This is a genomic window from Mucilaginibacter sp. UR6-1 (assembly GCF_020880975.1).
Taxonomy (GTDB): domain Bacteria; phylum Bacteroidota; class Bacteroidia; order Sphingobacteriales; family Sphingobacteriaceae; genus Mucilaginibacter.
The window spans coordinates 33,967-47,597 of record NZ_JAJIWP010000002.1; the positions used below are offsets into that span (position 1 = coordinate 33,967).

Sequence of the window (13,631 nt, forward strand, 5' to 3'; positions counted from 1 at the left end):
CTTTTAGGTATTTTATTTAAACTATTGGCAAGGTAAGGGTGTTGTAAAATAAAACTTCATTACCATGAAAAAGCTATTTTTAATACCGATAGTAGCCGCGGCCTTAGCATTTACTGCTTGCAGTGGCACCAACCAGCAGGGTGCGGGTACCGATAGTCCGCAAAATTCAAATGATACCACCCTGAATACCGACACTGTAATAAAGCATACCGATAGCTCAAGTACCGGTTTAGATAATTCAGGTTCGGGAGGAACGGCAGTGGTTGACAGTACAAAAAAAGAGTAGCCCAGGCTGCTCTTTTTTTATGAAAGGCTATTTGTAAATCGCTGTATTTTGTTGACAATCAGTATAATGTTAACAAATAAATAATTGCTTATTCACATTAATATGGAATGTTATAGCTTATTTTTATTGACCTATTCAGGGTCACTATAAATTAACCTAAAACATTTTATATGACCTGGAGAAAATTCAGCGGCGAAGTGATCCAAACGCCCATTCTTGAAGAAGTTGAACACGCCATTGAGCGTGAGAGCCTGCTTGGTAATAAACTTAAAGTTTGCATTGGTACCGACTCGCAGGTTAAGGGCGCTGTTACTGATTTTGCCACGGTAATTGTGTTTATCCGCGAGCAGCGGGGCGGATTCATGTTCATTCATCAGGAGCGTACATCGCAAAAAATGAGCATTAAGGAGCGGATGCTTACCGAGGTGCAAAAATCTATCGACACGGCTTACCGTCTTTGCGATCTGCTCGACCTGTACGATGTTGACCTGGAGGTACATGCCGACATTAACACCAACCCAATGTTTAAAAGCAACCAGGCCCTGCACGAGGCCATGGGCTATATTTTAAGTATGGGCTTTGTGTTCAAGGCCAAGCCCGAGGCTTTTGCCAGCTCGTATTGCGCTAATAAAATGGTGCAGTAAAGCCGGTTAAACTTTAAGCTTGAGGGCCGGATTAAAATTAACGGCTCTGGCAATTTGCAGGCAAACCGTAATGGCCACTATGGCGGCTGATATGAACAGCGCAATTATAAACGGTACTAAGGAAACATTAACGCGATAAGCAAATGTTTCCAGCCATTGGTTTGTGATGAGGTATGATGCAGGCCATGCTATGGCGTTAGCTAATAATACAATGTAAAAGAATGGCTTGCTTAGCGTTACCAGCAGTTGCTTGCCATTTGCGCCAAATACTTTTCTGAGTGCTATCTCTTTTATGCGGAGATGTATGGCCTGCGCAGCCGATGCAAAAAAGCCTAAAGAGGCGATAAATATAGCCAATGCCGAAAAACAGGTTAGTACTGAGCGTAACTGCTCCTGCTTTAAAAAAAGCTGCCCATACAGTTCATCCAAAAAGTGATAGTTAAAGTTATCGCCATCCATTTTGTTAATGTCGCTCCACTGGCGGTTAAGGGTGGTTAGCAGGTTGGGTATGGCTTTGCTTTCGGCACTTATCATTATTTGTGTTTTTAGTAAGCCACAACCGACATTCATCAGGTATATGGCTGGTTGTACGCTGCCTTCAAAACCGTTGGCCTTTACATCCTTTATTACACCTATAACCTTATAATTGCCGCCACAGCCTGATACCACGCTGCCGATAGGATCATTCAATCCCATCGCTTTGGCCGCTGTTTCGTTGATCACCGCGTGGGCAGAATCAGCCTTAAAGGTTGATGAAAAAAGCTTGCCCTCTTTTACCCCGATATTCAGGGTTTCAAAATAGCCGTAACCCACCCCAATAGTTTGCATGGAATACGCCTTATTACGCACCCTGTATTCATAGGATGCCGGAATGATGCCGCCGGGTATATTTGATGCCACACTAACAGCCTTTACACCCGGAATAGCTTTTATACGATCACTCACCGGGGCGAACTTTGCAGGGTCATTATAAATGGCCAGGTTATCAATATACACCACCTGTTTGGCGGTAAAGCCTACATTTTCTGATCGCATAAACGTAACCTGCTGACTGATGACGATAAGTGTTATCACAAAACCAATAGCGAACGCAAATTGCAATACGGTTATTGAATTTCGTATCCACGAAAAGGTATCGCGGTTGGCAAATTGATTTCCGCGCAGCACCTCTATGGGCTTAAAGCCCGCCATAACCAGTGCCGGGTAAATGCCCGCTAATAGGGTAAGCAATATTACCGCTGTTAACAGTTGCGCTATAATCTTTATGGTTATGCCTGTAAGTAGCAGATCAACACCTAATAAATTGTTAAAATAAGGCAGGCCCATCATCACAACAGCAAACGCTATTGATAAAGCCAACAGGCACTGGAAAAATATCTCTATCAAAAACTGAAAAATGATCTGCCTTTTTAGCTGACCGTTTACCTTTTTAACGCCAACTTCTTTTGAACGTTTATTTGCCTGTGAAATATAAAGGTTGGTAAAGTTTACACCGGTTACTATCAGTATAATCAATGCTAAAATAATGAGGCTTTTTACAATCTGATCATTAGCATGCGAGCTATAATGGGGCTTTAAGTGCAGGTTTTTAAGCGGATCTAAATAAATAGCGGGCTTAGCTGAGCTGAGGGTTAAGGCTTCTTTAGCTACCTGGCTACTATCGGCCATGGCCGCTGCTTTATATATTCTGTCAATCTTTTTTGAGAGTAAGGCTACATCGGCATTGGGCTTTACCAATAAATAGGTTTGATAGATCTGGTTGGCGTAGCTTTGATCCTTGCCCTGCGTTATATCCTCGCTAAAACCGATGCAATCAAAATTCAGATTGGTATTTCCGGGCGCGTCTTCGGCCACACCTGCTATGGTCATGGGCATGCCTGATTTGGAGATCATGTTCACGGTTTTGTTTTGAACATTGCTGTCGCCCGGAAAAAGTATGCTGGCTGTATGTTTTGATAGCAGTATGGTAGGTGTGGCGCTGTTGGGGTTAAGATTAAAGCCTTTGGGTTTAATGCCTAAAATTTTGGCTATGGAATAATCTGCACCAACCCATTTTTTAATCAGGAAACGCCCGGATGAGGTATGAAATGGTAACTGAAACAATGCTGTATTCATTCTGCCGGTTTCTTCAACTTCGGGGCACTGACTTTTTATTTCTGCCGCCAGTTTACCCGGAGTGTAGGGCGATGGCCCATTAGGCATTTCACGCTCTACTAAATAAATGCGGTTAATATTATTATTCCATTTATCGTAGCCGGTTTCGTTATCAACATACAGCATTACAAAAATAAACGCCGCCAAACCCAACGCCAAACCGGCGATGTTTAAAAAGTTATACCATTTGCCTTTTAAAAAAGTCCGGAGCGCGATTTTTATGTCAAGATGGGTCATGGGCAGATCAGTAAAGGTTAGCTAACACTTAAAAAGGTACATATTTTAAGCCAATATATAAATTGCTATAATTCAGTTATCTACGTATTTTATTGCTGTGCGATAATGAAACACTGCGTTCGTTTTTATTGCAAATGTTGTTTTGTGCAGATGTAACAACTATTATCAATATTGTATGTTATCACTGCGTGAAAACTTACACTTTAATATGGGAGCAGGCCATCCCGATCTCACATGCCGAGGCATGGGACTTTTTTTCGTCGCCGCTTAATTTAGCTAAGATCACCCCGCAAGGCATGGGCTTCGTCATCACGTCAGACTATACAGAGCATACCAAGATGTACGAGGGTATGCTGATCTCCTACAATATATCGCCCTTGTTCGGCATAAAAATGCGTTGGACGACCGAGATAACCCACATTGCCGACGATAAAAGCTATTTTATTGATGAGCAGCGTTTCGGGCCGTACGCCATGTGGCACCACGAACATCATTTTAAAGAAGTTGAAGGCGGCATACACATGACTGACAAGCTGACTTACGCTATACCTTACGGCGCGGTAGGTACCATAGCCAACAAAGTATTGGTACATAAAAAAGTGAACCAGATATTCAGCCACCGCGAAAAAGCGATTGAAAAAATGTTTGGTAAGCTTTAATCTATTTGATCAGTACTGATTTGTTTTCGGGGTTCTTTTTGGGATTTTTTATCAAAAAGTCAGATTTGCGGATGTAATGGTTCAGCGGCTCCTCAACAAGTTTAAACAGGATGATGGAGATGATGTTCAATATTACAAAAGCATATAAAAGGTTGATCGGGTCATTTTCAAAAGGCGAGTACCAGTCTTTACCCCATTTGTCGTATAGTTCAAAAGCATAATCATTGGCGTGGTTAAACCAGCCATGCAGCAGGTTATACATCCAGCCCAGGTGTATCAGGTAAAATATGTATGAGCTTTTGCCCAGTAGCTCAACAAATTTATTTGCCAGTATTTTTTTGAGAATGGTAGTTTCGGTAAGCAGCCCGTAAAAAAACAAAGCTATGCAAACTGGCAACAGGTAGTTATTAGTAAAAATACCTATCGGGCTTTGCAGGCCGGTAGGCCAGCCCTTTGCCGGGGTTTGCAAGGCCATAATATAAACACACGCAAACATCAGGAATAAGCCGAGGTACGAGTACCTGATCCTGGTTTTACGCACAAAGCCCTTGCCCAAAACATACAGGGCCAGTTGCATCCCTACAAAAAACTCAAAGCATCGCCCTAAAAAGGTAAACAGCATCATAAAAGTGAAGTTGCCGAAAAAGCCAAACCAATCTACCCGGCTAAATACAACCACCAACAGCGCCCCAAAACCGGTTATAATGGCCGGTTGCAGCCAAAATTTGCGGTACCGCTGCATAATAAAAAAGGCGAACGGCGCCGAAAAGTAAAAGCACTCCTCAACCGTGAGCGACCAGCCCTGGGCGATGCCTGTATCCCAAAAATTATAAAAAAAGCCGCGCACAAAGGTGATGTTCATGGCCAGCATGGCATATGGGTTGTAGCCCTTGGTAATGCTTTCATCGCCGGTGGCAAAAAAATATAAGAACGCGCCAACGGTTAGCAGGGCGTACATAGGGTATATGCGCGCTACCCGATTTTTTAAGTATTGCTTAAACCAATCTTTGGTTAAATGGAAGTTATTATAATATCGATAAGTGATCAAAAAACCTGATAAAACAAAGAAGATGGTTACCCCAATGTGGAATTCGCCAAAGAAGCGTTGCCCAATTTGGGAAAAATTTTCACCAAAAACGTAGAAATAATGGGATACAAATACAAGATAGGCAGCCAGCGCGCGTACGCCGGTTAACGCCGGAAAATAGTTTTGCAAGCGGTTTTGTGACAAAGCGATACTTTATTTAGGGTTTACGCCAATAGTTTAAGTAACTAATGCCGCAAACGAAGTACCATAAAATAATCTGGCATTGTTTTTACTGGCGCGCCTGGGCACTCACCCCGCCTTCGCTTCGCTGGGCACCCCCTCTCTACTTAACGTAGAGAGGGAGTTTACATGTCGCAAATTATCAATTAAATAAGTAAAGAACCCCTCTTTGTAAACTGAAAGGGGCAGGGGTGAGTAATTTTAAATTTCCCTCTTTGCGCAGCAGACAGGGTGAGTCATTTACAATGCCGAACCCTGTATCACGCCTCTGTCTAAAATCTTTTTATCAATGTAATATTGTATCTCCGATTTTTTGAGCTGCCAGTTAGGGGCTATAAGTAACTCACGGTCGCTTAGGCCAAACAGGCGCTGTACCACCACATCCGGGCGAACTATAGGCAACAGCTCACATAAAAATTCGGCATAATCATCAAGCGTAAATAACTTGAAAGGGTCGCGTTTATATTTAACGCCCATTACCGAGCCTTCAACAATATGCAGGTGATGGAATTTTACGAACTTTATTTGTGGGTGGCGGTTTATCTCGTCGGCATAGCGCAGCATCATTTCACGCGTTTCCCACGGGAAGCCAAAAATGGTGTGCACACAAATATCCAGCTTGCTGTTCTCCACCAGTTTCAGGGCATTCAGTAAATCCTCATGCGTACAGCCACGATTGATCTGGTTAAGTGTATCGTTATAGATGGATTCCATACCCATCTCCAGGTCAACATCAAAGCGGTCGGTATAGCTTTCAAGCAAGGCTATCTTTTCAGCATCGATACAGTCGGGGCGGGTACCTACGGATAGGCCAACAATATTTTCGGTATTGATGCTCAACGCCTCATCATACATCATTTTTAAATAATGCGTAGGGGCGTAGGTATTGGTGTTGGGCTGAAAGTAGATAATGAACTTATCGGCCTTATTGCCTTTTATGGCGCGCTCCATGCCTTGCTCCACCTGCTCGCGCAGGTTGGGCGTACTGCGAGATACTGATGGCGTGAACGAATCGACATTACAATACGTGCAACCGCCATAGCCCTTTGAGCCATCGCGGTTAGGGCAGGTAAAACCACCGTCAACAATTACCTTGAACACACGCTGCCCGTCATATTTTTCGCGCAGCCACGCACCGTAATTATTGTATCCTTTAAATCCTTGTTTTACTTCTGCTGTTTCCACTTATCTATATTGCAACGTAAATTAATGTAAGTTACAAAGATACGAATAATGCTTTGATGATACAGGCGCTTAAAATAATGGCAATGTCTGTAAATGAAAATTATTTAATTTGCCGCCATGCTTAACCACATCGAAGAAGATAAAACATTTACCGGCCTTACAACCCTTGCCGGCCTGGCGCAAACCTTTGATAACTGTAAGTTTATTGACTGCGATATGCCGGGTGCCGATCTGTCAAGCATCACTTTTATTAACTGCCGTTTTGAGCAGTGCGACCTTGAAAGGGCCGTGATCTTTAAAACCGGTTTTCAGGATGCTTTTTTTAAGGATTGTAATGTTAACGGTGTGGATTTTAGTAAGGCACTCGATTTTTTGTTCGGAGTAAGTTTTGAGGGATGCACGCTTAATAACGTTATCTTATACAAAAAGAAAAATAAGGGTGGGCGGTTTACTGATTGTTTGTTAAAGGAAGCTGACCTGACCGAGTGCGACCTGACTGATGCCTTATTTGCCAACTGCGATCTGCACCGTGCTGTTTTTAGCTATACAATTCTCAAAAATGCCGATCTGCGTACCTCCTATAATTACATCATCGATCCGGATGAGAACACGCTGAAAAAGACCCGCTTTTCGGTACATGGTTTGCCGGGATTACTGGCTAAATACGATCTCAGGATAGAGGGATAAATTTTACCGCACATGGTAACATATTGCAAAATATTACGTCAATTAGTAGATATATTAAATAACTGAACCTATTTTATTATGAAGTTAACACATTGGGCAATGCTTGCCTCGGTTGCTGTTTCGGCGGCGGCCTGTAACTCAAACAAAAAGGACGCTACCAGCGAACCACCCGCGCGTACCGTTTTCTTTGACAAAACCGCCATGGACACCACCGTTAAGCCGGGCGACGACTTTTTTATGTATGCCGGTGGTAACTGGATGAAAAAGACCAAAATTCCACCATCAGAAACGGGTTGGGGGTCATTTTACACCCTGTATGATGATAACCAGAAAAATCTGCATCAGATACTTGAAGCCATTGCCAAGCAAGGTAATGAGCAAGGCAGCACTGAGCAAAAGGTAGGTGATTTGTACACCAGCGGTATGGATACCGTTGCTATGGAGAAACTGGGCTTTGACCCGGTAAAACCACTGCTTGCCAAAGTAAAGGCGGTTAAAGATCATAAAGAACTATTAGCCCTGGCTGCTGATGGTTACAAGGATGGCGATGGCTTTTTATTAGGTTTTTATGTATCGCCTGATGATAAGGAAAGCAGTAAAAACGTGGCCCACTTTGATCAGGCCGGCTTAAACCTGCCCAATCGCGATTATTATTTTGATAAGGATAAAGAAGCTATCCGCAAGGCTTATGTAAAATACATTGCCAAACTGTTTGAATACACCGGCGAAGCCCCGGCCAATGCCGCTAAAAAAGCTGAGAGCATTCTGGCGCTGGAAACGGCCATCGCTAAATCTCACCGTACTCCGGTTGAGCTGCGCGATCCTAATGCCAATTATAATAAACTTGCCGTGGCTGATCTGCAAAAAGCTGTACCTGATATTGATTTGAAGGATGTGTTTACCCGTATGCAGCTAAGCACCGATACCGTATTGGTTGGCCAGCCCGATTATTACAAGGCGCTAAACGGTTTACTTAAATCTCAGCCTATTGATGTTTGGAAAGATAAGCTTGCCTTTAACGTACTTAACGGTGCTGCCGGCGATCTGAGTAAAAAATTCAGGGATGCACGGTTTGATTTTTTTGGACGAACATTATATGGCCAAAAGGAGCAAAAAGAGCGTTGGAAAAATATGGCATCGCAGGTTGATGGCGGCCTGGGCGAGTTGCTTGGTCAGCTTTACGTTGAAAAATACTTCACACCTGATGCTAAGGATCGCATGCTTAAACTGGTAAATAACCTGCAGGCGGTGTATAAAGACCGTATTGAAAAGCTGGACTGGATGAGCCCTGAAACTAAGAAAAAGGCGCTCGAAAAACTTAATTCGTTTGTTAAGAAGATTGGCTATCCTGACAAATGGAAGAATTACGATGATGTAGAGATCAGCAAGGATGCTTATTACAAAAACCTGCAATCAATAGCCAGGCACGACTATAAGGAAATGATTGCTAAGGTGAACAAACCGGTTGACAAAACTGAGTGGGGGATGACGCCGCCTACGGTTAACGCTTATTACAACCCATCGTTTAACGAGATAGTTTTCCCGGCAGGTATCCTGCAGTTTCCGTTCTTTGATAAGAACGCTGATGATGCCATTAACTATGGCGCTATCGGTGCGGTTATCGGCCACGAAATGACCCACGGTTTCGATGATCAGGGTCGCCAGTACGATGCTCAGGGCAACCTGAAGGATTGGTGGACTGCCGCCGACGCGTCTAAATTTAAGAGCAAAGTGCAGATCATGATCGATCAGTATAACGGCTACACCGTACTTAACGGTTTGCATGTTAACGGCAGCCTTACCCAGGGCGAAAACCTGGCTGATATTGGCGGTGTTGCCATTGCTTACCAGGCATTTAAAAATACCGGGCAGGGCAAAGGCGATAAAAAGATTGACGGCTTTACGCCCGATCAGCGTTTCTTCCTGTCATACGCCCAGGTATGGCGCATAAAAAGCAGTGATGAAACCATGCGTGTACGCATCAGTTCTGACCCGCACTCGCCTGAAATGTTCCGTGTAAACGGCGTGCTGGCAAATACCCCGGCATTCTACAAAGCCTTTAACGTGAAACCCGGCGATAAAATGTATCGTGCCGAAAAAGATCAGGTTAAGGTTTGGTAAACCTCACCCTAATCCTCTCCTAAGGAGAGGGAACTTTAAAACCCGTCATTGCGAGGTACGAAGCAATCTCTTTTATCTAAGCTAATTAAGTCGCTTCAGAGATTGCTTCGTGCCTCGCAATGACGTAAATAAGGATGAAATAAATAGTTAGGGAGAATTTACGGCAGCATTACGCCAGTTCCCGTGGGGAAAAAGCTGTTAACGCTCACAGGTAGTTTACCCATAGGCTTTATTTGCCCGGTTATTACTTTAACTGCAGCACGCTGCAATTCATCGGTATTTTGATAACAGGCCAGGAGTGCCCCGCTACGCTCAATGCCCGGCAGCCCGGCAATAGTATAAGCATTGGCAAACACGGTGGTTACCGTATGTGGCTGGGCTGCAAGCTGCGCTATCAGGAATTTTATGTCAGCATTATAATCCAGTTTGCTTTGCGGGCGGCTGCGGGTATCATATATCGATATAAATATCTGGTCGTACTTTTTCAAGTTAACCAGCATGGAGTTAAGGTCATTAAGAGAGGTGGTTTTACCTACCACAAACAACATGCTATTTGGATACCATCGGGCCAGCTCTTGCTGAAAGGTGGTCATTCTATCAATGCCGATATTAACAATAGCAGTTTTAGCCAGCGGGTTTAACCGCAGGGTAGGGGTGCTGCCTTTCAGCATGGTAACTGCCGCATCGCTTAGCTGTTGTATAAGTGCTTTGGCTTCTGGGCGGTTAACGTAACTTACTGCATCGCGTAACGGGGCAGGTTTATAACTGTTAAGCCCGGCCCAGTATTTGGCGGCAAGCACTTTTTTTACCTTGGCCTCAAACTCAGCCTCAGTGATCAGATCCTTACGCAATGCTTTTTTGATAAGCTTAATAGCGCGCTCCGAGTTTTCTGACAGCTCAAGGATATCATTACCTGCCAAAAATGCCTGTACATCGGCCTCACCGTTCGGGAAGAATTTGGTAACGCCCTTCATCTCCATCGCATCAGACACTACAAGGCCCTTAAATTTTAATGAATCTTTTAGTAAACCGGTTATAATAGGGCGCGATAGTGTAGATGGCCTGTTCTTAGCTGTATCTAATGCCGGAATATTCATATGGGCAACCATTACGCCGGACAAGCCTGCATTGATAGCCTCCCGGAAAGGGTACATTTCTAAAGAATCAAGCCGCTGGCGGGTAAATGGTAATACCGGCAGATCGGCATGAGAGTCCACATTAGTATCGCCATGACCCGGAAAGTGTTTGGCAGTAGTTAAAATACCCTCATTTTGCATACCCTGAAAGTAAGCTATACCCTTTTTTGCTACGTTAAAGCGGTTATCACCAAATGAGCGGTAATTGATTACCGGGTTATTAGGGTTATTATTGATATCCATTACCGGGGCAAAATTCATTTGCAGGCCAAGGTGTTTAAAATCGCGGCCTATCATTTGTCCCATTTTATAGATCAGGGTATTGTCCTGTATGGCGCCAAGTGTCATTTGATATGGGTAAGTGATGGCTGAGTCTAACCGCATGCCTACGCCCCATTCGCCATCCATTGATACCAGCAGGGGTACTTCGGCCGCGCGCTGGTACCTGTTGGTAAGCGCTGCCTGCCTGCCCGGGCCGCCCTGAAAAAATACCAGGCCGCCAACCTTTTGTTCCTTGATCACCTGTTCAACCGAATCCTCATAAGCACGGCCTTTGTTGGTATGCGCACGCACAAAAAAAAGCTGGGCTATGCGTTCTTTAGTGCTTAACTCATCGTAAACAGAATCAACCCAACGGTTTTGCTGCGAAAGCGATTGCACAAAGCCTGCTTTTTGAGCAAATGAGCACGTGTAAATAAAAAATGATATGGTTAATAGTATATATTTTATACGCGGATAATATCCTTTCATAGCTCAAATGTAGTTTAATCTACTTATCCTATCAATTGTTTTGCCAGTAGTGTTTTTTAAGGTACGAATAAACCTTTGCCCATGGTTTTACTCTATGCTGTAAAACCAACAAGTTTAAAAAAATGAAAAAAGTTTTATTTATTGCCATATGCCTGCTTATAGCGGGCGATGTTAGCGCCCAATATTATCGCCGTAAACCGGTGCGCCGCCCGCCGCCGGGATATTATCATAACAATAACCAACGCCGCCATAATGATTTTTACCAGGTAACGGCGGGTTTTAAGGGCGGCCTTAATATTGCCAATACGGTTGACGCTTATAACTCCGACTGGACAACCAACACCATTGCCGGTGCCAACCTTGGCTTTACGCTGGATGTGCCGATCATCTATCCGCTATCATTCGCGCCGGAGGTGCTGTGGTCACAAAAAGGGTTTAGCGCGCAAACTATTGACGGCGATTTTAAGCAGCGCAATAATTTTATTGATGTACCCCTGCTGGCCAAGATCAAGCTTACACCGGGATTTAATTTTGTGATCGGCCCGCAGCTATCATTCCTGTTATCATCAAAAAATATTTACCGTAATGATTTTGCCACGGTTGTTGAAGAGCGTTATGATTACGAAGGCAACAAGACCCTTGTTGGCGGCGTGATAGGTTTAAGTATTGACCTTAACCGCACGGTTGACCTGCACGCCCGCTACACCATTGACCTGCAGGACAGCAATACCGAGCGCTACTCAAACATACCCGATTACCGCAACCAGATTTGGCAAATAGGCCTGGGCTTTAAGTTCAGGTAAAAAGGTATGTAATTCTGAGGCATTTTAATTGCCTCAGAATTATATTTAAGCATAATACTTGTGATTAATATCAAACATGATACTTTTATGTCATGATATTTGACTTTCTAAAAACGATTAAGATATCGTATGGAATAACAGTTTGCAATGAGGCAAAGGAGCTTGAAGATTTGTTAAACACGCTTTTGCCATTAATTGATAAACACGACGATGTAATTGTTTTGCAGGATGTAACAAATGAAAATGATGCTGTTAATAAGATTATTGAAAAATATAAAAATAGGGTAATAGTTTTTAAAACCCATCTTAATGATGATTTCGCAACTTTTAAAAACAACCTTATAACCATTGCTAAAGGTGATTACCTTTTTCAGATGGATGCTGATGAAATACCCAAAGCATCACTTATAAAACATCTTAAACCTATACTTAAAAAAAATAAGCGTAACGATTGCTTTTTAGTGCCCCGTATAAACATTGTTAACGGTTATACCGATGAACATATTAAACAATGGAACTGGCACATAAATAGCAGCGGTTACATTAATTATCCCGACTATCAGCCCCGCATAATTAAACTGAATGGAAAGATAAAATGGAAAAACAAGGTGCACGAAGTATTTACCGGTTTTGAAAATGAGTTTTTACTCCCTGCAGAAGATTTTGACCTTTGTTTGCTACATATTAAAGATATAGAACGACAAGAACGGCAAAATGCATATTATGATACCATTTAATACCTCCATTATTAAGCATTCAATTCAGCTACGATTGACTCAAAATGGCTTTGGAACAAGAAGTCATGTCCACCTTCACCTTCAGGTACTACATTGATCACATCAAATGATGTTTCGAGTACACGCTTAACCTTCAGTCCTTCGGCAATTGAAAAAGGAAATGATTGATTCCCAATAAAAAACTTACATCCTGCAATTACTGAAGCAAGTTTTAAAAAATCAGAAACCTGTAGCCATTCTATATCAGGCACAATTTGTTTAATATCGTCGTATTCGCTTTTTACACCTATAAAAAGTTTATTTTTATATTGCTGTAAAAACGAATGATCTGTTAACAAGTTACGATAACGCTCACTACGGGCAACGATAATAGTATCATTATATGAAGCATCAGGTTCAACAAACAGCCATTTTTTCCACAATTCTAAATTAACACCGGTAATGTATCCGCACCAGCGGGCTATGTTGCCTTTATCAAGCGGAATTAATCCTGCCCTAAAATAATCCAGGTCTATATCAATACGCTGTGTAGTAGTAATATCGCAAGTATTAATGTAAGGTTGTGCAGCAACAAGCGGAATAAGTAACTCTGCCATTTTTTGGTTGAGCATAACATTACCAAGCGGGTGAGTGTACCCCTTGGCAAGTTGCATTGGCTGATTTATCTTCAGATACAGGTTAACAGGTAATCCTGTTAATTCATGTAACTTTTTAATGGTCGGCAATGAATAAATAATATCGCCGGAATTGCCGCTGTGACTAAAATTGATGCTTCCGTTTGACTGTGCTTTAGTTACAATATCATTCATCCTGAAAAGGTGCTGATGCTCAAACATTGTTTTAGCATATTCAGCACGTTTTGAAGCATCCAGATTATATTTATATAGTTTGTATGCTTCTCTGTTGGTATATTTTAGCCAGTTTTTACTAAAAAAACCTTTCTTTTTTGCCATAAATTAAGGTTG

At 42.7% G+C, this 13,631-nt stretch carries 12 protein-coding genes; 7 read left to right on the forward strand and 5 right to left on the reverse strand.

What is annotated here, in order from left to right; genetic code table 11:
• Nucleotides 1-64: 64 nt before the first annotated feature.
• Nucleotides 65-286, forward strand: coding sequence for a hypothetical protein (locus tag LJ707_RS05440; protein ID WP_228949797.1), 222 nt, complete (start codon nt 65-67; stop codon nt 284-286).
• A gap of 170 nt (nt 287-456) precedes the next feature.
• Nucleotides 457-930 (forward strand): ribonuclease H-like YkuK family protein, encoded by a 474-nt coding sequence (locus LJ707_RS05445; RefSeq protein ID WP_228949798.1) that lies wholly within the window; start codon nt 457-459, stop codon nt 928-930.
• A 6-nt stretch (nt 931-936) separates the two neighbouring features.
• Here LJ707_RS05445 and LJ707_RS05450 read toward each other — a convergent pair whose 3' ends face one another.
• Nucleotides 937-3,321, reverse strand: coding sequence for an ABC transporter permease (locus tag LJ707_RS05450; RefSeq protein ID WP_228949799.1), 2,385 nt, complete (start codon nt 3,319-3,321; stop codon nt 937-939).
• A gap of 188 nt (nt 3,322-3,509) precedes the next feature.
• Between LJ707_RS05450 and LJ707_RS05455 the strand changes: the two genes are divergently transcribed.
• Complete coding sequence (locus LJ707_RS05455; RefSeq protein ID WP_228949800.1) at nt 3,510-3,980, forward strand: SRPBCC family protein; 471 nt, start codon at nt 3,510-3,512, stop codon at nt 3,978-3,980.
• A gap of 1 nt (nt 3,981) precedes the next feature.
• On the opposite strand, the gene LJ707_RS05460 is transcribed toward LJ707_RS05455, so the two are convergent.
• Both LJ707_RS05460 and LJ707_RS05465 read right to left on the reverse strand, forming a co-directional pair.
• The gene (locus tag LJ707_RS05460; RefSeq protein WP_228949801.1) at nt 3,982-5,211 is read right to left on the reverse strand and encodes an acyltransferase; all 1,230 of its coding nucleotides are present in this window, start codon (nt 5,209-5,211) and stop codon (nt 3,982-3,984) included.
• A 276-nt stretch (nt 5,212-5,487) separates the two neighbouring features.
• Nucleotides 5,488-6,432 carry a TIGR01212 family radical SAM protein gene (locus tag LJ707_RS05465; protein WP_228949802.1) on the reverse strand — a complete coding sequence of 315 codons (945 nt, stop codon included), beginning with the start codon at nt 6,430-6,432 and terminating at the stop codon, nt 5,488-5,490.
• 117 nt (nt 6,433-6,549) lie between these two features.
• On the opposite strand from LJ707_RS05465, the gene LJ707_RS05470 reads away from it, so the two are divergent.
• Nucleotides 6,550-7,119 carry a pentapeptide repeat-containing protein gene (locus tag LJ707_RS05470; protein WP_228949803.1) on the forward strand — a complete coding sequence of 190 codons (570 nt, stop codon included), beginning with the start codon at nt 6,550-6,552 and terminating at the stop codon, nt 7,117-7,119.
• 78 nt (nt 7,120-7,197) lie between these two features.
• Nucleotides 7,198-9,240 carry a M13 family metallopeptidase gene (locus LJ707_RS05475; RefSeq protein WP_228949804.1) on the forward strand — a complete coding sequence of 681 codons (2,043 nt, stop codon included), beginning with the start codon at nt 7,198-7,200 and terminating at the stop codon, nt 9,238-9,240.
• A 158-nt stretch (nt 9,241-9,398) separates the two neighbouring features.
• Here LJ707_RS05475 and LJ707_RS05480 read toward each other — a convergent pair whose 3' ends face one another.
• Nucleotides 9,399-11,126, reverse strand: coding sequence for a glycoside hydrolase family 3 protein (locus LJ707_RS05480; protein WP_228949805.1), 1,728 nt, complete (start codon nt 11,124-11,126; stop codon nt 9,399-9,401).
• A gap of 122 nt (nt 11,127-11,248) precedes the next feature.
• Here LJ707_RS05480 and LJ707_RS05485 point away from each other — a divergent pair, with 122 nt between their 5' ends.
• Both LJ707_RS05485 and LJ707_RS05490 read left to right on the forward strand, forming a co-directional pair.
• Entirely contained in the window at nt 11,249-11,929 is a 681-nt protein-coding gene (locus LJ707_RS05485) for a porin family protein (protein ID WP_228949806.1), read from the forward strand.
• A gap of 92 nt (nt 11,930-12,021) precedes the next feature.
• Nucleotides 12,022-12,666 (forward strand): glycosyltransferase, encoded by a 645-nt coding sequence (locus LJ707_RS05490; RefSeq protein ID WP_228949807.1) that lies wholly within the window; start codon nt 12,022-12,024, stop codon nt 12,664-12,666.
• A gap of 11 nt (nt 12,667-12,677) precedes the next feature.
• Here the strand turns inward: LJ707_RS05490 and LJ707_RS05495 are convergent, their stop codons facing one another.
• Nucleotides 12,678-13,619: a hypothetical protein gene (locus LJ707_RS05495; RefSeq protein WP_228949808.1), complete on the reverse strand. Its 942-nt coding sequence runs from the start codon at nt 13,617-13,619 to the stop codon at nt 12,678-12,680.
• Nucleotides 13,620-13,631 lie beyond the last annotated feature (12 nt).